Origin of the sequence: Pseudomonas syringae group sp. 247E2, from assembly GCF_032587795.1 — a bacterium.
GTDB lineage: Bacteria > Pseudomonadota > Gammaproteobacteria > Pseudomonadales > Pseudomonadaceae > Aquipseudomonas > Aquipseudomonas amygdali.
On record NZ_JAWHPK010000015.1, the window covers coordinates 263,951 to 286,864 of the forward strand.

Annotated in this window: 14 protein-coding genes; 12 read left to right on the forward strand and 2 right to left on the reverse strand. The window is 59.2% G+C overall.

Features of this window, described 5'->3' with window-relative positions:
- The first annotated feature begins 85 nt into the window (after positions 1-85).
- Positions 86-1,192, forward strand: a complete 1,107-nt coding sequence (locus RYC18_RS16405) for an NADH:flavin oxidoreductase/NADH oxidase (protein WP_004656368.1) — start codon at positions 86-88, stop codon at positions 1,190-1,192.
- A gap of 59 nt (positions 1,193-1,251) precedes the next feature.
- Here RYC18_RS16405 and RYC18_RS16410 read toward each other — a convergent pair whose 3' ends face one another.
- Positions 1,252-3,339 carry a PAS domain-containing sensor histidine kinase gene (locus RYC18_RS16410; protein WP_316886498.1) on the reverse strand — a complete coding sequence of 696 codons (2,088 nt, stop codon included), beginning with the start codon at positions 3,337-3,339 and terminating at the stop codon, positions 1,252-1,254.
- 288 nt (positions 3,340-3,627) lie between these two features.
- On the opposite strand from RYC18_RS16410, the gene RYC18_RS16415 reads away from it, so the two are divergent.
- On the forward strand, positions 3,628-4,374 hold the full coding sequence (locus RYC18_RS16415; RefSeq protein ID WP_005743394.1) for a tellurite resistance TerB family protein: 747 nt from the start codon (positions 3,628-3,630) through the stop codon (positions 4,372-4,374).
- A gap of 57 nt (positions 4,375-4,431) precedes the next feature.
- Here the strand turns inward: RYC18_RS16415 and RYC18_RS16420 are convergent, their stop codons facing one another.
- Positions 4,432-10,401 carry an NEL-type E3 ubiquitin ligase domain-containing protein gene (locus tag RYC18_RS16420; protein ID WP_316886499.1) on the reverse strand — a complete coding sequence of 1,990 codons (5,970 nt, stop codon included), beginning with the start codon at positions 10,399-10,401 and terminating at the stop codon, positions 4,432-4,434.
- Between the two features lie 290 nt (positions 10,402-10,691).
- Between RYC18_RS16420 and RYC18_RS16425 the strand changes: the two genes are divergently transcribed.
- From RYC18_RS16425 to RYC18_RS16470, 10 genes are all read left to right on the forward strand, one after another.
- Positions 10,692-12,314, forward strand: a complete 1,623-nt coding sequence (locus RYC18_RS16425) for a methyl-accepting chemotaxis protein (RefSeq protein WP_004657990.1) — start codon at positions 10,692-10,694, stop codon at positions 12,312-12,314.
- 8 nt (positions 12,315-12,322) lie between these two features.
- Positions 12,323-12,859 carry a chemotaxis protein CheW gene (locus RYC18_RS16430; protein WP_005743398.1) on the forward strand — a complete coding sequence of 179 codons (537 nt, stop codon included), beginning with the start codon at positions 12,323-12,325 and terminating at the stop codon, positions 12,857-12,859.
- Positions 12,856-14,142: a CheR family methyltransferase gene (locus RYC18_RS16435; protein WP_004666044.1), complete on the forward strand. Its 1,287-nt coding sequence runs from the start codon at positions 12,856-12,858 to the stop codon at positions 14,140-14,142. Before RYC18_RS16430 ends, RYC18_RS16435 begins: the two co-directional genes overlap by 4 nt.
- Positions 14,142-14,831, forward strand: a complete 690-nt coding sequence (locus tag RYC18_RS16440; RefSeq protein ID WP_005743400.1) for a chemotaxis protein CheW — start codon at positions 14,142-14,144, stop codon at positions 14,829-14,831. Before RYC18_RS16435 ends, RYC18_RS16440 begins: the two co-directional genes overlap by 1 nt.
- Positions 14,828-17,209 (forward strand): hybrid sensor histidine kinase/response regulator, encoded by a 2,382-nt coding sequence (locus RYC18_RS16445; RefSeq protein ID WP_316886500.1) that lies wholly within the window; start codon positions 14,828-14,830, stop codon positions 17,207-17,209. Before RYC18_RS16440 ends, RYC18_RS16445 begins: the two co-directional genes overlap by 4 nt.
- Positions 17,206-18,216 carry a chemotaxis response regulator protein-glutamate methylesterase gene (locus tag RYC18_RS16450; protein WP_004666042.1) on the forward strand — a complete coding sequence of 337 codons (1,011 nt, stop codon included), beginning with the start codon at positions 17,206-17,208 and terminating at the stop codon, positions 18,214-18,216. The genes RYC18_RS16445 and RYC18_RS16450 overlap by 4 nt, the downstream gene beginning before the upstream one ends.
- A gap of 45 nt (positions 18,217-18,261) precedes the next feature.
- A complete protein-coding gene (locus RYC18_RS16455) occupies positions 18,262-19,266 on the forward strand; it encodes a PleD family two-component system response regulator (protein WP_002554762.1) in 1,005 nt (334 codons plus the stop codon).
- A gap of 117 nt (positions 19,267-19,383) precedes the next feature.
- Positions 19,384-20,479, forward strand: a protein-coding gene (gene prfB / locus RYC18_RS16460; RefSeq protein ID WP_099259081.1) for a peptide chain release factor 2 whose coding sequence is annotated in 2 segments (ribosomal slippage) — positions 19,384-19,455 and positions 19,457-20,479 — 1,095 coding nt in all. Because the reading frame shifts where the segments join, the coding sequence is not laid out codon by codon here.
- Positions 20,480-20,548: 69 nt separating this feature from the next.
- On the forward strand, positions 20,549-22,051 hold the full coding sequence (lysS, locus tag RYC18_RS16465; protein WP_005732488.1) for a lysine--tRNA ligase: 1,503 nt from the start codon (positions 20,549-20,551) through the stop codon (positions 22,049-22,051).
- A 77-nt stretch (positions 22,052-22,128) separates the two neighbouring features.
- Positions 22,129-22,854 carry a TetR/AcrR family transcriptional regulator gene (locus RYC18_RS16470; RefSeq protein WP_054077580.1) on the forward strand — a complete coding sequence of 242 codons (726 nt, stop codon included), beginning with the start codon at positions 22,129-22,131 and terminating at the stop codon, positions 22,852-22,854.
- Positions 22,855-22,914: the final 60 nt, after the last annotated feature.

The window sequence follows — 22,914 nt, forward strand, 5'->3', positions numbered from 1 at the left end:
GGTTGTCGACAACAGACTGTCTGCAAAACCTGTTCATTGAATGAACGGAGCTTGGACACCTGAATTTTCATTACGAGAGGTTGCCATGAGCCTGCTGCTTGAACCCTACACCCTGCGCCAATTGACCCTTCGCAACCGTATCGCAGTCTCGCCGATGTGCCAGTATTCCAGTGTCGACGGCCTGGCCAACGACTGGCATCTGGTTCATCTGGGAAGCCGAGCAGTTGGCGGCGCCGGCCTGGTCATCACTGAAGCGATGGCTGTGACGCCGGACGGCCGCATAACCCCCGAAGACCTGGGGCTGTGGAATGATGAACAGATCGAGCCGCTGCAACGCATTACCCGCTTTATCAATGCTCAGGGTGCGGTGGCTGGCATCCAGCTGGCGCACGCCGGTCGCAAGGCCAGCACCTGGCGCCCGTGGCTTGGCAAGCACGGCAGCATTTCCCTCAATGAAGGCGGCTGGACTCCGGTCGGGCCTTCGGCAATTGCTTTTGATCCGCAGCACACGGCGCCTGTGCAACTGAGCGAAACGCAGATTCAGGAACTGATCAAGGCGTTTGTCGATTCCGCACGGCGCGCCCTGACCGCAGGCTTCAAGGTGGTAGAAATTCACGCGGCCCACGGTTATCTGCTGCATCAGTTCCTGTCGCCATTGAGCAACCAGCGTACTGACCAATACGGTGGTTCATTCGAGAACCGCATTCGCCTGACGCTGCAAGTCACCGAAGCGGTGCGCGCAGTGTGGCCTGAAGAGCTGCCGTTGTTCGTTCGCGTGTCCGCCACCGACTGGGTGGAAGACGGCTGGAACGCCGATGAAACGGTAGAGTTGGCGCGCCGTCTGAAGGCGCTGGGTACCGACCTGATCGATGTGTCGTCGGGCGGCACGTCAGCCAACGCAGAAATTCCGGTTGGCCCCGGCTACCAGACGCGTTTTGCCGAACGGGTTCGCAAAGAGTCCGAAATCGCTACAGGGACGGTAGGCATGATTACTGATCCGGCCCAGGCAGAGCATATTCTGCGTACCGGGCAGGCCGATATCATCCTGCTTGCGCGTGAGCTGCTGCGTGATCCGTACTGGCCGCTGCGTGCCGATGAAGACCTGGGCGGGCGTCTGGCGACCTGGCCTGCACAGTACCAACGCGCCACACACCGGGATCAGCCGATTCATGAGTCTGATCTGCGGGATTGATGCCCGTTCGGTTTACGAAAGGAAGCAGCCAATAAGTGAGCGCCGCAGGGCGCTCATTTTTATTCGCCTTCAAGCAGTTCGGTGACGCGTCCGATCAGTTCGGCAATGGCAAAAGGCTTGGGCAGTACATGCATGCCAGGTTCAAGCGTATCGTGGGCCAGCGCCGCGTTTTCAGCATAGCCGGTCACAAACAGTATTTTCAGGTCGGGCCGAACATCCCGGGCGGCGTCTGCGACCTGACGACCGTTCATGCCGCCGGGCAGACCGACGTCGGTAATCAACAGGTCGATAGCCGCTTTGGACTGCAGAATGGTCAGAGCATCGGCACCTCGCTCGGCCTGCAAAATGGTATAGCCAAGGTCTTCAAGCAACTCGGCAATCAGCTGGCGCACAGCGGGCTCGTCATCAACGACCAGAATGGTTTCATCGCTGATGCCAGGTGCGGGTACTTGTAGAGGGCTGTCCTCAAGTGCCAGCGCTTCAGGCTCACCTTCATGCATCGGCAGCAGGATGCAGACTTTCGAGCCCTCTCCAACGTTTGAGGTGATGTTGACGCCGCCTCCGGACTGCCGTGCGAAGCCGTAAATCATCGACAGCCCCAAGCCCGTCCCCATGCCTAACGGTTTGGTGGTGAAGAACGGATCGAAGGCCCGTGCCATGACATCTTTGTCCATGCCCGTGCCTGTATCGCTGACGCATAACTCCACGTAACGACCTGCGGGCAACTGATACCTCGCCGCTGCGGCTGCATTCAGATGACGGTTGCCGGTCTGAATCAGCAGCTGCCCGCCGTCGGGCATGGCGTCCTTGGCGTTGATACATAAATTGAGCAGCGAGTTTTCCAACTGATGCGGGTCCACCAGGGTCGACCACAGCCCTCGTGAAGCAATGACCTGCATATCGATGGCAGGGCCCACGGTACGCCGGATCAGTTCATCCATGCCCGCCACCAGAAGGTCGATATCCGTCGCCTTGGGGGCCAGTGTCTGACGGCGCGAGAATGCCAGCAGGCGGTGCGTCAGGGATGCTGCGCGTCTCGAGCCCTCCAGTGCTGCATTGATATAGCGATCCAGCTCCGTGAAGCGCTCCTGTCTGATCCTCGACAGGAGCAACTCCATGTTGCCGGTCACGCCCATCAGCAGGTTGTTGAAGTCATGTGCCAAACCGCCGGTCAACTGCCCGACCGCTTCCATTTTCTGCGCTTGAATCAGTGCTTCTTCGGCAATACGCAATGCTTCGATGCGATCTTTCTCGTGGGTCAGGTGCTTGCCCAGCGCAAAAATGATTCCATTGCCTGGCGCAGCGGTCCAGCCGAACCATTGATAGGTCCCGTCCACATGCCGGTAGCGATTCTCGAACAGCGGCAAAACATGATTGATGGTGTGTTTCAGGGCATCCTCGGTATTACGCACATCATCGGGATGCAGCAGGCTCATGATCGAACTGCCCAGCAGCTCTTGTTCAGTGTGGCCCAGCAGCACTGTCCAGGCCGGGTTCACCCGCAGGAAAATGCCGTTGAAATCGAGTATCGCCAGCGGATCCGGGGAAATCTCCCAGAATGTATCCAGCTCCAGGGTCCGCTGTGCCAGCCTTGCGGTCTGTCGTCGCTCCAGATTTACAAGATCCTCGATCAGTTTCAGGCGTTTGCGCTCACTGTCCTGCAACGCTTGCTGACTGAGGACATGCTCGGTGGTTTCGTTGGTGATGCAAAACACACCCACGATCATCCCTTGCTCGTCGATCACCGGCGAGAAGGAGAATGACCACCATGTCTGCTCGACCTCACCATAGCGCGCCATGCTCAGTGGCATGTCCTTGTAATGGCAGGGCTTGCCAGCGTATGCATCAATGACCAATGGCGCGACCTGATCCCACACGTCAGCCCAGAGGTCCGGAATAAGTGCGCCGATGGCGTTATCCTTACGCGGGCCGAGGATGGGGGTATAAGCATCATTATGGAAAAACACCAGCTCCGGTCCCCAGAGCAGATACATCGATTCCGGCGAATTCAGAATCAGATTCAGGGTGTTTTTCAGCGATACCGGCCAATGCTCGATGGGACCGAGTGGTGTCTGGCTCCAGTCCTTTGATCGGATAATCCCGGCAGCCGTGCCGTTAGCTGTCGGGAAACCAGTGGGCGATATCACTTCAGGCAAGCTCCTGACGGTATGCGTCTTGCGTTCATAGGGGTGTACTTAAGGTTGATCGATCTGGACGAGCAGTCTTTTTAACTGCTTTTCGTACCGGCTGCCCTGATATTGACCCTTTATCAGAGCCGCGCGTTGCACGTGTTTCGCTGATATCGGGAATGGTTGGATGAATGGGGCTGGCCGGGAATCGTAACATTCGGAAGCACACCGGTAATCTTGAGTCAGTGACTTCCTGTCAACTTGTTGGTCAATCACTCATCTGACAAACCTTGTAGGAGGCTTTCTGTGAATACGCGTGGCTTACTTGATCAGTTGCTCAAATCCGGACAAAGCATGTTGCAGGACAAGGCTAACGGCAAATCCGCCAAGCAGTCTTCGGGCAGCGACTCATTGATCAATGGTCTGGGCAGTTTGCTCGGCGGCGGTAAAGGCCAAGGGACCTCCCAGAGCGGTCTTGGCGGCCTGCTGTCCGGCGCCGGTGGCGGTGCGCTGGCTGCAGGTGCCATGAGCCTTCTGCGCGGCAAACGCTCGCGCGGTATGGGCGGTAAGGTGCTGACTTACGGAGGCTTGGCGGCATTGGGCGTACTGGCCTATAAGGCCTACAACAACTGGCAGTCCAGTCAGGGCCTCGTCGGTCAGCGTGAGCCGCAAACCATTGATCGCTTGCCCGAGGCTGAAGCCGAGCAGCACAGCCAGGCTATCCTGCGTGCATTGGTCGCCGCTGCAAAAGCCGATGGTCATGTAGATGAGCGTGAGCGAGAACTGATCGAGGGCGAGTTCAGCAAATTGAACAGCGATCAGGCGCTTCAGCAATGGCTTCAGGCCGAGCTGAACAAACCGCTGGACCCGGTAGAAGTGGCTCGCGCTGCGACCACGCCTGAAATGGCAGCAGAAATGTATATCGCCAGTGTCATGCTGGTGGATGAAGAGCATTTCATGGAGCGCGCCTATCTCGATGAGCTGGCGCGCCAGTTGAAACTGGAGCCTGGTCTCAAGGCCGAACTGGAAGCACAGGTGCGGGGCGCCGAGTAAGCTGCCACGTCCGCTGCCGGGCCGCCTGGCGCACTGTGCGTCAGGCGGCCCATGCCATCAATGATGCTCCAGCCCCTCGGCGTTGGTCAGCTCCCTTATCAGCACTGTTTGCTGTGCCTTGAAGCTGGCTTCGAATTCCCGAATGCGTCTTTCGTATTCTGGATTGTCCAGGCTGATGTTGCGCTGTTCGAATTCGTCGGTGAGTCGGGTCAGGTCAGTCCTGTAAATACGTTCGAGTGCATCGAACCGTCCAGCGTGGGTTTCGCGCAGATAGTTGATCCAGTAATCCTGCTGCTCGGCGAAGCGCAGGAATGGTTCGCCTTGTTCTCCGGACTGCACGCGAAGCAGGGCTGTCTCGAACTCACCCGGCCTGATGGCGGCGTGGGCCTGATACAACATGCCTTCCGGTGGTACGGGCAGGTCCAGCGCGCTTGCCCAGTGTATGCGATACGCCAGACGGACTTCAGCTTCATCGCGGCCCCCGGTCTGCTCTCGGGCAGCAGCATCCAGTTCGGACAGGCGATAAAGCCGGGTTGTCAGCCTGTACAGCAGTGCACCTCGCTGCTCCGGCACAACATCGTGCAGTGACTGACGAATGAACACCATCACCTCCATCTGGTTGAACTCCAGCAGGATGCCGTCCGGGCAAGTGTTGTTGTCACGGAACAGCCTGAGTGGTTCTTCGGCGATAGCACTCAGGGTCATTCCCAGTTGAGGGTCCTGACTCACCGCGCCGAGTACTCGCCAGACGCGTTCCTGCAGTGCTGCCCGGCTGGCGGTATTGCGATAGTCGGCACTGTGGCGCAGCGAACCGATCAGGTTCAATAGCCTTCGGTTGTGGTCGCTGATCTCCAGTTGCTCCCAGAGCGCACGCCGCGTGGCGCTGAGCGGGCTGCTGTCATCCAGCCAGGGTTCGGCAGTCACTGGCTCTGGAGTCGATGCCCGACTGTCTTCTGACTCGTAGTCTGATATCGATGAGTCCGAATCATGCTGCTCCGTCCAGTCCATCGCTGCGAGTTCGGGTGGCAGGTCCATGTCAAAGGTGAAAGAGCGTCCATAACGTTCTGAAAAATGTGCTCGACGCATGCTGTCTTCGGAAAGCGGGTTGTTCAGCAAGCTTATTTCCGTGTGCGCAGATTCGCTGCCGGGATTGGCCAGAATATGCTCCGGCAAGTCAGTAATCAGATTGCTCTCCAGCAGGAGCGTCCCCAGATGTGCTGGAATCATGTCATCCACCCAGGTCGGCCATTCGGTTAATCCGACGTTATTGAGTGATAGCCAGTTGAGCGCGGTATTGTTAAGGGCAGACAGATCGCTGATCACACCTATCCGGTTGCCATCCAGTTCCAGCCTTGCAAGCGTCGGAATACGGCTGAAGAAATCGATGTGCTTTTGCTCGATCACCATTCCCTGGTCAATCAGCAATAGCGAACGAAGTGATGGAAGCTCAAGCAGCGCCGGAGGCAGTTGCAGCAGCGGTGCGACATGCCCGTTCATTACCAGTGAGCTCAGATCAGTCATACGGCGCAGCAGCTGGTCCAGATCAGATCCCGTGGCCGTGACTCTGCTCAGGTGCAGATAGCGTATCTGACGATAGAAAAACTCCGGCAGCTGGCGGGGAAAGTCGGCCAGCGAAAGGTTTTCCAGGCGCAGTGGACGGTGGATTTGCCCCAGGCTGAACGCTCGCCAGTGATCGGTCAGTATCCTGCCGATCTCGCGGCGGGCTTCGATGGTCCGTTCACTCGTAATGGCCAGCGAATTTGAGGCATGTGTCCACTGATCAAGCGCGGCAGATAATTCGGCACCTTCGCGCAATTGCATGTTTATAGCGGCTTGCACAGCGAGCGGCGTGTCCATCAGGAAGCGAAACGAACAGTCGGGTACAGCCTCGTTGATGCGTGCGTGCATCACCGTATGCCTGGACAGGCTGTTGCCGCGCAAATCGATCAGGGTCTGATGCTCGGGGTTGAGGGGATTGTCGAGGATCCAGTCCGGCAGTTCGGTCAGGTTGTTATGAGCCACCGACAGCTCACGAATATTGTTCGGGATTATGTCCGTCAGCCAGGAAGGCCAGCGGTGCATGCCGACTCGTTCCAGTATCAACCGGTCAAGATGCAGCCAGCCAAGGTCCATAGGCAGCAAGCTGACCAGCCGGTTGCCGCTGAGGTTCAGCGACCTGAGATCAGGCATATCGCGCAAGTTGTCCATCTGCGCCTGATCCAGAAAAATGCTCTGGTTTATCAGTCCCAGTTCAGTAAGTTGCGGCAGCACACTGGACACTTGCTGGGGCAGGTTGAGGAAGGCCGATATCTGCGGATCCGCACCGGTGCCGGGTTCGCCGACCAGAATGAGTGAGCGCGTGTGGGGGAAGCGTTGCAGAAAGTGTCCAAGTTCGAAGCTGTTGGTCAACTGTCTGGGCAGATCCGTGGCTACCGGTGTTGAAAGCTCTGCGCCCGGGCGAACTCGAGGTTCGATCGAGATATTCTCCAGATAGAGTCCGCTCACCCGCGCGTATACAAAATCTGGCAGATGCCGTGGGAAGTCAGTCAGGGATACCTGCTGCAGATACAGTGGCTCAAGCGTTCGCCCGATTTCAGGCAGGTTATTGATGCGCCAGTGGTTCCAGATCGCCTCGCTAATACGCGCCCGGCTATCGATATGCGTCTGACTCATGGGGGGCATTGCCACGACTTCAAAGGTCCAGGCGTCAAGACTTTCCCGCAGCATCATTTGCTCGCCCAGCAGGCTGTTGAGTCGTTCATCGATAGCCCGATTATCCCTGCCTGTGTGGCGCAGGCGGCTGAGAATGTCTTCGGGGAACGCGTCTTCCAGTTCCAGCAAACGGATCTTGTCCAGCAGACTTTCATCGGTCATATGCCAGTCGGTTCTGCCGTTACCGCTCAAGGGATAACCAAGGCGGCCATCGGCCAGACGCATGGGGGACTTGGAGCCGGGTTTGAGCGCCTGCATTTTCAGCAGTGGCGCGAGAGTCTGGCGAGGCAGAGGGGTTTCCTGAATCAGAGCCTCCAGCGCCTGCCCCTGGCCGGTATGGGCAAAACCCAATTGGCTGCGCTCGGCATCGGGCAGGGCGTGAAGTACGGATGAATACAGATCGTCCAGCCCGTGCAGGTGCTGATCCTCAGCGTCACGTGTCTCATAACGATTGCCATCTTTGATCAGCACCTTGCGAACGGGAGCCTCCTGAGCCCCGATACTGTCGAGCAGTTGGCCGCCAAAGAAGCGATTGTGCACCTCCAGCCTGACCTGAGAAGGCCATTGCGCAAGGGCTTCAAGGCTGTGCAGGGCAAGGCAATCGGTATCTGCGCTGGATACCGAGGTCAGGTAAAGGCCCTCATAGGCTCGTGCCAGCCGTACTTGCTGCAAATAGGCACTGGCTTCTTCGGCCATGCGTAAGGGGACGCGGCGCTCTGTAGTGAGTTGTATCCGCTCGGCTGGCGAGGCGTGGCTGGCCAATTCCTCGACAACCAGCGGCGGCAGGCCGGAAAACGCCTGCTGGAGGGTTTGCGCGCCGTCCGTATCAGCGACTTTCAGGGCGCGGTAACGTGATTCGAACAACCAGGCTCTGGTTGTCCGGGCACGCGCCACCAATTGCGCGCGTAAAGCGATCAGCCGCGGTGCGGTGCCCGGCTGACCCGCACCGAACTCTTCGTTGAGCAGAGTCCGGATTTCGATGTTGTTCAGTTTTTCCAGGACCTGGCGCAGGGCATCTGGCTGATCGGCACGAATATGGATGTCGAGGGGGGCGGCAGCGCCAGACTGCTGCGCCGCGACGAATTTCTGGAGCGTATTGCCTTGGGCATCCACCAGCACCAGCGCGCGATTGTTCGGCCAGCCAGAGTCTTGGCTCAGCAGTTCAAGTTGAAGAGGCGCTGCTGCGTCTGCATCGTTGGCTTCCATCTGCTCTATGAAACGATCAATTTCCTGGTCCAGCCTGAAGCGACGCGCTGTGTCTTCGAGCAATGCGGGTGGGCGGCGCTGCTCGGCCAGTGCCTGGCGCATCACGGATTCAGGTGTGTTGCTGACTTTTATGATGCGTCTGGCTGCGCTGTCGGGGAACGCTTCGCTGGAATATCCCAGCCGTCGGAACAGCGTCAGGCCTTCCATCTCCAGCGGGCGATCAAGCTCATGCAACCAGGCCCCAGCACCGTTGTGGCGCAAGGCGGGCTGGTAGCTGTCCGGACGGCTCGGGTGCTCCATCAAATAACCATCGCCGGTCGGGGCAGGGCTCACCGAATAGGTGCGTCCTTCAAGTGGCAGCCACTGCTTGCCTTGCCATGTATACAGGCCTGTGGCGTTGGGCAGCAGACCCTTTGGCAGCACGATGTCATGGCTAAAGGGTGTCAGGTCCGGTTTCCAGAGACGAGTCATTCCACCCGGTAATTCCACGGGTTTGAGGCCGTTTACGAACTCGGGCACCTGTATCGCAGGTATGCCTGCTGAGCCCGTCGCCGCAGCGCCAAGGGCCGACATCAGGGCAATATTCTCCACCACGTCGAACAGGTAGGCGAGCGCCTGCTGTTTTTCGTCCTTGGCCCAGCTTTCTATGCCCTCATAGACTTCATGGGCCAACTGAATGGCTGTGACGGCCATCATCACTTCGCCCAATACCGGAACGACAAAAGCGGCGATGTTCAAGACGTCGAAGGCTTTGTCCTTAAAGTACTGCACACGCTCGTCGACAGTTTTCTGGTCCTGCGCCGCCGTTGGCACGCCATGAAACAGCGCATTGTCCTTCAACGCTGCACGTTTGCGATCGTACAGGGCCTCCGGCAAGGGGCCTTGCAGAGGAGTCTCTCTCAGGTCCAGCCGGGCGTTTCGGTCCGCTTCACGCTCCAGCCACTGGCGCTCGAAGAACCCCCCTTTCTTGACTTTGGGGTGCAGACGCTCGGACAGCTTTTCAAACAAGGCACTTCGATGGCGCGCCGGTATGAAACGCATGAAAAAATTCAGATATCCATCGATGAACATCCGGTCGCGCAACGAGTCTATAAACGCCTCGACCGAGTCGTATTCCTTCAATGGCGCAACCGGATCGTCTGGAATGTAGATGACAATTTTTTCTGCCTGAGTTGCCATGTCGCGGTCTTTGCCAATAACGAACGGGCCGTCAAGTTCGACATCCCCCAGGCACAGCACGCTGCAGTTGACCGGCCTGTTATCAAGTCGGACGTTTTGCTTGCTGTCGAGAATATCCAGTAACGCGCCCTGCAATGGCGGGCTGACAAGTTCCTGCAGGGAGGCAATCTGCAGTTGAAGCCGGATGGACGATGACTGAAGTTTCAGGAAGTCCTTGCGCAGCCTGGATGCCGCAGCGTCCGCCGTTTCTTCCGGTGTCGAAGGTGCATTGAAGACGGACTCCAGGTGGGTCTGGTATTTACCGCCCAGGTCCAGCTCGCGGCACATCGCTGCGAACCCGGTCGCAGATATCGGCAAGGACTGGCCGGCGATCTGTTGACCGATGATTTCAAAGGCGGAAAACACCTGAGCCTCTATGCCCGAGTCCGAATCCATCGCGCCAGGCGCGGTTTCCCACTTTTCGAAATTCTGCAGCGCAGCCTTGAGCAGGCTCTGACAGGCGGCCCTCAAGGCAATGTTGGCTTGAGTTATGGGGTCTCGGGATGCCGCCAGGAACGACTGGTCGACCTTGGCCCGGCTGGCGTGAAACAGCCAGGTCCGGGCGACGTCCACGTCCAGACCGAAGCGGTCCTTGATCGCCGCCGTCAGAAGAGGGGTCGCGAAGTCTTCCAGTGTCGAGAGGCGATCAAGCGTCGGACGAACCTTTTGTTCATTCTGGCGATGCTCGGCATAGAGCTGCTGAAGTTTATCGACTTGCTCCAGGCTGGACGTGCGCGCGCTCGTCAGCCATTGCAAGGGGCGTCCGGAGGTTTTGCGCAGAGTCGCATGGGTTGACGGTTCTGCGTCAAGCAGCCATCGGGGTGATTTATCTTTTATAAGTTGCACATGCGGGGCGGCAGGTGCCTTGCCCGGCGAAGTTTGGTCCAGCATTGAAGTGCCTTGTCGTGAGTGAGCAGGCGACAAAGCTTACGTTTGAGGTCAGGCCGGCAAGTGCTAACTATTTATCGGCTGCACAGGTTCCTGACGTGTTGTGTTCAAGTAGTGGTGACAAGTGCCGACAAGAAGGCAGGAAAGCGGGTTAATGAGCAGGTGCGATGATTTGGTTTTTCATTCCCCGTGTACCCGTTGACGGCTGGGCTATACTCACGCCGCTTGGACCGCTCGTCGGTCCGCTTCTTGAACACGGCCCGATGCCGTCGTTGAACTCTTGAGGGCTGACTGTGAAGAACTGGACTTTGCGCCAACGGATTCTGGCGAGTTTCGCCGTCATCATCGCAATCATGCTGCTGATGGTCGTTGTATCTTATTCACGGCTGTTGTCCATCGAGTCCAGTGAGGAAGAGGTCCGTCTCGATGCGCTGCCTGGCGTCTACTACAGCACTCTGGTGCGTAGCGCGTGGGGGGAAAGTTATATCCGTACGCTGGAGCTGATTGCCGAAGGCGAAGCGCGTGCGATGACCAAGCAGGAAAAAGACCAGTTTCAGGCTTTTGACGAGAACCTGCAGGCGCAGATGGACGGCTACAAAAAGTCCATTTTCGATAACGCAGACCGCGACAGTTTTGCGCTTTTTGAAAAACGCCGCGAGGCCTACTCGCGCATGCTTGCCGAGGTCCACGCCAAGTATGATCGCGGCGATTATGCCGGTGCGCGCGCCGAGTTCTATGGCGAGGTGAACCCGGTCTGGCTCACGGGCCGCAAGCAGCTCAACGACCTGATTGTCGCCAACAAGCAGTTGGCTGATCAGGCTACCGCCAATATCGTCAATGCCGTGCTGGCTGCCAAGATCAGCATGATCCTGTCGCTGCTGGTGGCAGTGCTGGCGGCTGCGGCCTGCGGGCTGCTGCTGATGCGTTCGATCATGGCTCCGATGCAACTGATCGTGCGGATTCTGGACATCATGCGTACCGGAGATCTAAGCACCCGCCTGAACCTGTCCCGCAAGGACGAGTTCAATGCGGTCGAAACCGGCTTCAACGACATGATGACCGAGCTGACTGCGCTGGTTGCGCAGGCCCAGCGTTCTTCGGTGCAGGTAACGACTTCTGTCACTGAAATCGCTGCGACTTCCCGTCAGCAGCAGGCCACCGCTACCGAGACCGCGGCAACCACCACCGAGATCGGCGCAACCTCGCGGGAAATTGCTGCCACCTCGCGCGACCTGGTGCGAACCATGACCGAAGTCACCTCGGCAGCAGATCAGGCGTCGATTCTCGCCGGTTCCGGCCAGCAGGGGCTGGCACGCATGGAAGACACCATGCATCAGGTAATGGGCGCTGCCAACCTGGTCAACGCCAAGCTGGCGATCCTCAACGAGAAGGCCGGCAACATCAATCAGGTCGTCGTTACTATCGTCAAGGTGGCCGACCAGACCAACCTGCTGTCGCTTAACGCAGCCATCGAGGCCGAGAAGGCGGGTGAGTACGGCCGTGGTTTCGCGGTGGTCGCCACCGAAGTGCGGCGCCTCGCCGACCAGACCGCTGTCGCCACCTATGACATTGAACAAATGGTGCGGGAAATCCAGTCGGCGGTTTCCGCAGGCGTTATGGGCATGGACAAGTTTTCCGAAGAAGTGCGCCGTGGCATGTTCGAGGTCACTCAGGTCGGCGAGCAGTTGTCGCAGATCATTCAGCAGGTACAGGCGTTGGCGCCACGTGTGCTGATGGTCAATGAAGGTATGCAGGCTCAGGCTACCGGTGCCGAACAGATCAATCAGGCGCTGGTGCAACTGGCGGATGCCAGCAGCCAGACCGTCGAGTCTCTGCGTCAAGCCAGTTTCGCCATCGACGAGTTGAGTCAGGTCGCGGTCGGGCTGCGCGGTGGCGTTTCGCGATTCAAGGTCTGAACACTCCAATGACGGATCAATCGCCGAGGCGCAACGGCACGCCACTGACCACCAGCAAACTCTTTCTGCTGTTTTGCATCGGCGAAGACCGCTATGCACTGGACGCGACAGAGATTGCCGAGATCCTGCCTCGCGTGAAACTCAAGGCAATTGCCCAGGCTCCGCACTGGGTGTCGGGGATCTTTGCCCATCGCGGCGAGATCGTGCCGGTGATTGACATCAGTGCGCTGAACTCCGGTCAGCCAGCGCGCTCGCGCACCAGCACCCGCATGGTTCTGGTGCATTATCGGCACGACGACGCGCATCCGGCGCAATTACTCGGGCTGATTCTGGAGCAGGCCACCGAAACGCTGCGTTGCCCGGTGTCACAGTTCAAGGCGTACGGGCTGGACAATCGCCTGTCACCTTACCTGGGGCCGGTTCGGGAGGATGAGCAGGGGCTGCTGCAATGGATTCACGTTCAGGAACTGTTGAGCGAGCCGGTTCGCGAGTTGTTGTACCCGGTGCCGCCAATCGACCTTGAACTGCTTGAGGACGCGCCATGAAGGTCGACGATTCACGCTTCTTCAGCTTTCTCAAGGAGCGTATCGGGCTGGATGTGACCTCGGTCGGCGAGGCGATCATCGAGCGTGCCTTGCGTCAGCGTGCGACGGCCGCCCATTGCCCCGACAGTGATGCGTACTGGCATCTTCTGGTGTCATCGCCTCAAGAACAGCAGGCGCTGATCGAGGCGGTGATCGTTCCCGAAACCTGGTTTTTTCGCTACCCGGAATCGTTCGTCACACTGGGCATGCTGGCCCGTGAACGTATAGCCAGCCTTGCCGGTGTGCGCCCGTTGCGTATTCTCAGCCTGCCGTGCTCGACCGGCGAGGAACCCTATTCGATTGCCATGGCGTTATTCGATGCGGGAGTCGATGCCAGGCAGTTCAAGGTTGATGCCATTGATATCAGCCCTGTTTCGATTGCCAAGGCCGAGCACGGCATCTATGGCAAGAACTCGTTCCGGGGCAGCGACACCGGTTTTCGCGAGCGGTATTTCAACCCGGTCGCTGACGGGTTTGAAATCGCCGACAGTGTGCGCGCCTGTGTGAGTTTTCAGGCTGGCAACCTGCTCGATCCGAAACTGGCTTCGCAGGTCGCCTATGACATCGTTTTCTGCCGCAATCTGGTGATCTATTTTGATCGGCAGACCCAGCAACATGTGTTCAAGGTCCTCAAGCAACTGACCCGGGAAGACGGCCTGCTGTTCATCGGGCCGGCGGAGGGCAACCTGCTGGCAGGTATTGGCATGCGCTCGATCGGTATTGCGCAATCATTTGCCTTCCGGCATGCGCCAATCGAACCGACAGCTCCGGCTCCGGCTTGGACCCCGGCTCCGGTAGCCGCCCCGGTTGCACCGCGCCCGGCCCCCGATGCACCTGCCAGAGCGCCTGCGCCGCGACCTGTCGCACGAACGTCCGCAGCGTTTGCGCCCATCGTCAAGCCGGTTGCTGTCACTGGCAATAGCGAGGTTTCGGCGCTGCTCGACAGGATTGCCGGCCTGGCCAACGAAGGCAAAAGTGCCGAGGCGCGGGCTGCCTGCGAGCGCTATCTGCAACAGCATGAGCCGGTTGCACAGGTGTTTTACTGGCTGGGCCTGCTCAGCGAAGTAGAAGGCAGCGTGGCGCAGGCTCAGGGTTTCTATCGCAAGGCGTTGTACCTGCAACCGCAGCACTCCGAATCGCTGGCCCAACTGGCTGCGTTGCTGGCCGCCCAGGGCGACAGTGCCGGGGCCCGGCGCTTGCAGGACCGCGCTGCACGTGGCGCGAATAAACAAGGAAACCATTGATGACGGGTGTGTCCGGTTTTTCCAGTCTTACCCATGACCAAGCCCTGGATATCGATGACTGCTGGAACCGTATCGGTATTCACGGTGATCGTTCCTGCCCGTTGCTTGGAGAGCACATCCACTGTCGCAACTGCGCGGTTTATTCTGCGGCGGCCACTCGTCTGCTGGACCGCTACGCACTGGCCCAGGAATCGCATGAGCAGTTTCAGGGCTCTGTATTGCTGCGGGACATACAGACCCGCTCCATCCTGGTATTTCGTCTTGGCGAAGAGTGGCTGGGGCTGGCTTCCCGCTGCCTCTCGGAGGTCGCCCCCAGCCAGACCATCCATTCGCTGCCGCACCAGCGCTCGCGTGCGATGCTGGGTGTCGCCAACGTACGGGGTGCTCTGGTAGCGTGCATATCGCTGGTCGAGCTGCTAGGGCTGGACAGCAATGCAGCGAGTGACCAGTCGGCGCGGGTGGTTCCACGCATGTTGATCGTTGCCGCTGAAGGCGGCCCGGTCGTGGTACCGGTGGACGAGGTAGACGGCATTCACGCCATTGACGAGCGTGAGCTGGAAGCTGCTTCTGCGTCCGGTACTCATGCCAACGCCCGTTTTACTCGCGGCGTTCTGCAATGGAAAGGCCGAAGCCTGCGTTGGCTGGACGAAGAAGAGTTGTTGTCGGCGGTGCACCGGAGCCTTACATGACGCCAGATCAAATGCGTGACGCCTCACTGTTTGAACTGTTCACGCTGGAAGCCGATGCGCAGACCCAGGTATTGAGTGCAGGCCTGCTGGCGCTTGAGCGTAACCCGACCCAGGCGGATCAGCTGGAAGCCTGCATGCGGGCGGCACATTCGCTCAAGGGCGCGGCGCGCATTGTCGGCGTCGATTTCGGTGTGAGCGTTGCGCATGTGATGGAAGACTGTCTGGTCAGCGCGCAAGAAGGCCGTCTATTGCTGCAGGCCGAGCACATTGATGCGCTGCTGTCCGGCACTGACCTGTTGATGCGTATCGCTACGCCAGGCGGTAACAGCGTCGGTCAGCCCGATATCGACAGTTATGTTGAAAGGCTCAACGCGCTGCTGGCCTCCGGTGCTGGCGCAGCGCGCACGGTCAATACGCCGTTGCCTGACCCGGCCTCGGACGCCTTGCTGGCCAGCGCGATGCAGCAGCTTGAGTCTTCAGCCCAAGGGGCTGAGCCAGTAATCAACCCGGCCCCTGATCCACTGACAGCAGAGCCGCGTCCGCCATCCAGGTCCGCCGCCAAGCCGGCTCCGGCTCCGGAACCGGAAGCACCTTTTACCCCCTTGCGTGAACGTCGAGTGGCCGAGGGCGGCGAGCGTGTATTGCGGGTCACTGCCGAGCGTTTGAACGGGCTGCTGGACATGTCCAGCAAATCGCTGGTCGAGACCCAGCGACTCAAGCCGCTGCTGGCCGGTATGCAGCGCCTAAAACGCTTGCAAAGCAGCAGCGACCGCGCGCTTGAAGTATTGGGTGCGAGCTTTGGCGAAGAAGGCCCCCCGGCTGATGTGCAAAAAGCCCTGGAAGATGCACGCAACCTGCTGTCCCAGGCGCAACAGGTGCTGGTCCAGCAAACCGCAGAGCTGGATGAGTTTGGCTGGCAGTCGGCGCAGCGCGCGCAGCTGCTGTATGACACCGCACTGGCCTGCCGCATGCGGCCCTTCGCCGATGTGCTGAACGGTCAGGCGCGCATGGTCCGCGATCTGGGGCGTGAGTTGGGTAAACAGGTACGTCTGCAGATCGAAGGGGAGAAGACCCAGGTCGACCGCGATGTACTGGAAAAGCTTGATGCGCCGCTGACCCATCTGTTGCGCAACGCGGTGGACCACGGCATCGAGTCGCCCGAAAAACGCGCGGCGTCGGGCAAGGACCCTGAAGGTCTGATTCGTCTGCAGGCATCGCATCAGGCTGGTTTGCTGGTCGTTGAGTTGAGTGACGACGGTGGCGGCGTAGACCTGGAGCGTTTGCGCCAGAGCATTGTTGAACGCAAGCTTTCGCCAGCAGAAACCGCCGCGCAGTTGAGCGAGGAGGAACTGCTGAGCTTTCTGTTTCTGCCGGGTTTCAGCATGCGCGACAAGGTCACGCAAATTTCCGGTCGTGGTGTCGGGCTTGATGCTGTGCAGCATATGGTTCGCCAGATGCACGGCAGTGTCGAGCTGCAGCAGTGGACGGGCGAGGGCAGTCGTTTCAGGATTGAAATGCCGCTGACGCTTTCAGTAGTGCGTAGCCTGGTGGTGGAAGTGGGCGGAGAAGCCTATGCCTTCCCTCTGGCCCATATCGAGCGCATGCGCGACTTGCAGCCGGATGATATTTTGCAACTGGAAGGGCGTCAGCACTTCTGGGATGAAGAGCGCCATGTCGGTCTGGTCTCGGCCAGTCAGTTATTGAATCGGCCGCCCGCCCAGAATGCCGGCGAAGCGCTCAAGGTTGTGGTTATTCGCGAGCGTGATGCAGTTTATGGCGTAGCCGTCGAACGCTTCATCGGTGAGCGTACGCTGGTGGTGATGCCGCTCGATGCGCGGCTGGGCAAGGTTCAGGACGTTTCGGCGGGGGCCTTGCTCGATGACGGTTCGGTGGTGTTGATCGTTGATGTAGAAGACATGCTGCGCTCGGTGGAAAAACTCCTGAATACCGGACGCCTGGAGCGTATTGACCGGCGCAACCGTCAGGTCGACCATGTATCGCGTAAACGGGTTCTCGTGGTCGATGACTCTTTGACTGTTCGCGAGCTGGAACGCAAGCTGCTGGTCGGTCGCGGTTACGAAGTGTCGGTTGCCGTGGACGGGATGGACGGCTGGAATGCCCTGCGTGCCGGGGACTTCGACCTGCTCATCACCGACATCGACATGCCGCGCATGGACGGTATAGAACTGGTGACGTTACTGCGCCGTGATACCCGTTTGCAGTCATTGCCGGTCATGGTTGTTTCCTACAAGGATCGTGAAGAAGACCGACGCCGCGGCCTGGACGCCGGAGCGGATTACTACCTGGCCAAAGCCAGTTTCCACGATGATGCCTTGCTCGACGCTGTTGTCGAATTGATAGGAGACGCGCAAGGATGAAGATTGCCATCGTCAACGACATGCCCATGGCCATCGAAGCCCTGCGTCGCGCGCTGGCCTTCGAGCCCGCGCACCAGATCATATGGGTGGCGTCCAATGGTGCCGATGCCGTGCAGCGCTGCGTCGAGCAGACCCCGGACCTGATCCTGATGGACCTGATCATGCCGGTGATGGATGGCGTAGAGGCCACCCGTCGGATCATGGCCGAAACACCCTGCGCTATTGTCATCGTAACCGTCGACCGCGAGCAGAACATGCGCCGCGTATTCGAAGCGATGGGGCATGGTGCGCTGGATGTGGTGGATACGCCTGCCATCGGCGGTCCTAACCCCAAAGAGGCGGCGGCGCCCCTGCTGCGCAAGATACTCAATATTGACTGGCTGATCGGTCAGCGTGTCGGCCGCGAGCATGTGGTGGCTGCGCCGAGATCGGAGCCGGCGAGGCGCGACAGGCTCGTTGCCATCGGCTCCTCGGCGGGCGGGCCCGCGGCGCTGGAGATCCTCCTGAAGGGGCTTCCGGTGAGCTTTCCGGCAGCGATCGTCCTTGTGCAGCATGTTGATCAGGTATTCGCGGCCGGTATGGCGGAGTGGTTGAGTTCCGCTTCCGGCCTGCCCGTGCGGTTGGCAAAGGAAGGCGAAACGCCGCAGCCAGGGGTGGTGCTGCTGGCCGGAACCAATCATCATATTCGTTTGCTCAAGGACGGTACGCTGGCGTATACCGCAGAGCCAGTGAATGAAGTCTACAGGCCCTCGATCGATGTGTTTTTCGAGAGCGTAACCCGTTATTGGAGTGGTGAGGCAGTCGGCGTTCTACTGACCGGCATGGGGCGCGATGGTGCGCAGGGACTCAAGGCAATGCGGGAGCGAGGTTTTCTGACCATCGCCCAGGATCAGGCCAGTTCTGCTGTGTATGGCATGCCCAAAGCGGCTGCAGCCATTGATGCTGCTGTTGAGATACGTCCGCTGCCCGCCATTGCCCCTCGCTTGGTCGAGGTATTTACTCAATGACTGCTCAGGTGCATTCACCTGTGGTCGGCGATCAGGAGAAACACTATGCATGACCTGCAGACGGATGAGATCAAGACCCCGGATGAGAACACCGCCATGGTGCTTCTGGTTGATGATCAGGCCATGATTGGCGAGGCTGTCCGGCGTGGGCTGGCTGGCCACGAATCGATCGACTTCCACTTTTGCGCCGACCCGCATCAGGCAATTGCCCAGGCCGTGCAGATCAAACCGACCGTGATTCTTCAGGATCTGGTCATGCCGGGCCTGGACGGTCTGACGCTGGTTCGCGAGTACCGCAGCAACCCGTTGACCCGCGATATCCCGATCATCGTGTTGTCCACCAAGGAAGACCCGCTGATCAAGAGCGCCGCGTTCTCGGCCGGGGCCAACGATTATCTGGTCAAACTGCCGGACAACATCGAACTGGTGGCGCGCATTCGCTACCACTCGCGCTCCTATATGACACTGTTGCAGCGTGACGAGGCCTATCGTGCCCTGCGGGTCAGCCAGCAACAGTTGCTTGACACCAACCTGGTGCTGCAACGCCTTATGAACTCCGATGGCCTGACGGGGCTGTCCAATCGCCGCCATTTCGATGAGTACCTCGAGCTGGAGTGGCGACGTGCCATTCGCGATCAGGCGCAGTTGTCGCTGCTGATGATCGATGTCGACTACTTCAAGGCTTACAACGACAACTTCGGGCACCTGGAGGGCGACGAGGCCCTGCGTCAAGTGGCGAAAGCCATCCGCAACAGTTGCAGTCGCCCGTCCGACTTGCCCGCGCGCTACGGCGGCGAGGAGTTTGCCATGGTCCTGCCCAATACCTCTCCGGGCGGGGCGCGTCTGCTGGCTGAAAAACTGCGCCAGAGCGTGTCAGGCATGAACATCCCGCATATCGCTCCAACGCCGGGTTCCAGCCTTACCGTAAGTATTGGCGTCGCTACCGTGACGCCGCAGGTCGGGATGCACAGCCGTCAGCTGATTCTGGATGCCGACAAGGGGCTTTATCTGGCCAAGAACAATGGACGCAATCAGGTTGCGGCAGGCTGACGCCGCCAGTGACCGGTAAAATAGGCCTCACAACGCCTGCTCGACGGGCTGCTTTCGTGGTCTTGCCTGGGGTATACTCGTCGGCTTTGAAAATTTCGCCTGCGAGTGCTGCCTACCATGGAAATCAACCCGATCCTAAACAGCATCAAGGATTTGTCCGAGCGCTCCGAAACCATTCGGGGGTATCTTTGACTACGATCACAAACATGATCGTCTGACCGAAGTCAACCGCGAGCTCGAAGATCCAAACGTCTGGAACAACCCGACCTACGCCCAGGAACTGGGGCGTGAGCGCTCCCTGCTGGCGCAGATCGTAGAAACCCTGGACGAAATGTCCTCGGGTCTGGCCGATGCCAAAGACCTGTTGCTGATGTCTGCCGAAGAAGAAGACCAGGCCGCCGTTGATGACGTCGCTGCCGAAGTCGAGCGCCTGCGCGAATCGCTGGAAAAGCTCGAATTCCGTCGCATGTTCAGTGGCGAGATGGACCCCAACAACGCCTACCTGGATATCCAGGCCGGTTCCGGCGGCACCGAAGCGCAGGACTGGGCCAACATTCTGCTGCGCATGTACCTGCGTTGGGCTGACAAGCGCGGTTTCGACGCCACCATCATGGAGCTGTCTGCCGGTGAAGTCGCTGGTATCAAGGGCGCTACCGTGCACATCAAGGGTGAATACGCCTTTGGCTGGCTGCGTACCGAGATCGGCGTTCACCGTCTGGTGCGCAAGAGCCCGTTCGACTCCGGCAACCGTCGCCACACCTCGTTCTCGGCCGTGTTCGTTTCGCCAGAAATCGATGACAACATCGAAATCGACATCAACCCGTCGGACCTGCGCATCGATACCTACCGCTCCTCCGGGGCCGGTGGTCAGCACGTAAACACCACAGACTCGGCGGTTCGTATCACCCACGTTCCGACCAACACCGTGGTCAGTTGCCAGAACGAACGTTCCCAGCATGCGAACAAGGACACCGCCATGAAAATGCTGCGGGCCCGTTTGTATGAGCAGGAAGTGCAGAAGCGCAATGCAGCGTCCCAGGCGCTCGAAGACACCAAGTCCGATATCGGTTGGGGTCATCAGATTCGTTCCTATGTACTGGACGCCTCGCGTATCAAGGACCTGCGGACCAACATCGAACGCAGCGACTGCGACAAGGTGCTTGATGGCGATATCGACGAATACCTGATCGCGAGCCTCAAGCAAGGGCTGTAAACCGTCAGCCGACACCTCAAGTCCCTCGTCGCAAGACGAGGGCGAACCTGTGATGGAATATTTAAAGACATGAGCGACCAACAACTCGACCCGCAAGCCCTGCAACAGGAAGAAAACACCCTGATCGCCCTGCGCAAGGAAAAGCTTGCTGCAGGCCGTGCCAAGGGTCAGGCCTTCCCCAACGACTTCCGCCGCGACAGCTACTGCAACGACTTGCAGAAACAGTACGTCGACAAGACCAAGGAAGAACTGGCAGAGGCAGCGATTCCGGTCAAGGTTGCCGGTCGCATCATGCTCAACCGTGGCTCGTTCATGGTGATCCAGGACATGACCGGGCGTATTCAGGTCTATGTCAACCGCAAGACCCTGCCTGAAGAAACCCTGGCCGAGGTGAAAACCTGGGACCTGGGCGACATCATTGCTGCCGAAGGCACCCTGGCACGCTCCGGCAAGGGCGACCTGTACGTCGAGATGACCACCGTTCGCCTGCTGACCAAGTCGCTGCGTCCGCTGCCCGACAAGCACCATGGCCTGACCGACACCGAGCAGCGCTATCGCCAGCGTTACGTCGACCTGATCGTCAACGAAGACGTGCGCGAAACCTTCCGTGTGCGCTCGCAGGTTATCGCTCACATTCGCAGCTTCCTGATGAAGCGCGACTTCCTTGAAGTCGAAACGCCGATGCTGCAGACCATTCCCGGCGGTGCGGCAGCCAAGCCGTTCGAAACCCATCACAACGCGCTGGACATGGAAATGTTCCTGCGCATTGCGCCGGAGCTGTACCTCAAGCGTCTGGTGGTCGGTGGTTTCGAGAAAGTTTTCGAGATCAACCGAAACTTCCGTAACGAGGGCGTTTCGACCCGGCACAACCCCGAGTTCACCATGCTCGAGTTCTACCAGGCCTACGCCGATTACGAAGACAACATGGACCTGACCGAGGAGCTGTTCCGCGAACTGGCTCAACTGGTTCTGGGAACCACCGACGTGCCTTACGGCGACAAGGTGTTCCACTTCGGCGAACCGTTTGTGCGCCTTTCGGTGTTCGACTCGATCCTCAAGTACAACCCGGATCTGACCGCTGCCGATCTGCAGGACGTCGACAAGGCTCGTGCCATTGCTAAAAAGGCCGGTGCCAAGGTGCTCGGCTTCGAAGGCCTGGGCAAATTGCAGGTGATGATTTTCGAAGAGCTGGTCGAGCACAAGCTGGAACAGCCGCACTTCATTACTCAGTACCCGTTCGAAGTGTCCCCGCTGGCTCGTCGCAATGACGAAAACCCGAGCGTAACCGACCGTTTCGAGTTGTTCATCGGCGGCCGTGAAATCGCCAACGCCTATTCCGAGCTCAACGACGCCGAAGATCAGGCCGAACGCTTCCAGGCTCAGGTGGCCGACAAGGATGCCGGTGACGACGAAGCCATGCACTACGACGCCGACTTTGTGCGTGCGCTGGAATACGGCATGCCGCCCACTGCGGGTGAAGGGATCGGCATCGATCGGTTGGTGATGCTGCTCACCGACTCGCCTTCGATCCGCGATGTCATTCTGTTCCCGCACATGCGCCCGCAAGCGTAATCAATGAAAAAATAGCCGCCTTCAATGAGCGGCTTTTTTTTAGGTGTTTTTCAGGACGATTCAAAAAGGAAGCTGTCGTGACGATTGCCAGAGAAGGGGCCGCCGGAGTAGCGAGCGCGGTGGCCAAAAGTGTCAAGTATCAAGGCCGCAAGGCGGCCCGCGAAGGCAGTGAACAACGCAGACAGGTCATTCTCGATGCGGCCATGCGCATCGTGGTGCGCGACGGCGTGCGCGCTGTACGTCATCGCGCAGTGGCCGCTGAGGCCAGCGTACCGTTGTCGGCAACCACCTATTACTTCAAGGACATCAATGACCTGCTCACCGATGCCTTTGCCCAGTATGTACAGCGCAGTGCCGATTACCTGGCGCGGCTTTGGCAGAACACCGAAGGTGTTCTGCGTGAGATGATGAGCCGCAGTTCGGGCAGCCCGACCGACCGTTTTCGGCTGGCCGACGATATTGCGCGTATGGTGATGGAGCATATCCGGCATCAATTGCTGACCCGACGCGACTACCTGATCGCCGAGCAGGCGTTCTACCACGAAGCGCTGATCAACCCGCGTCTGACCCCGCTGGTGATGGCCCATCAGGAAATTCTGCTGCAAGGCAGTTGTCAGTTCTTTCAGGTGATTGGCTCGTTGCAGCCCTATCAGGATGCTCAGGTGTTGACGGGGCTCATCCGGCGCATTGAGTATCAAGGCCTGCTGCATGGACCACAGCGTCAGGCGGACGAAGAAATGCTCTGTATTCTCACCCGGCAGATGCGTCTGGTTCTGGGGACGCCGCAGCCGGTTCGAGGGTGACTATACTTCGTTCGACGTGCTCTGGGTCGGCGGTTCAGACGGCTTGACGACCCTGCCAAT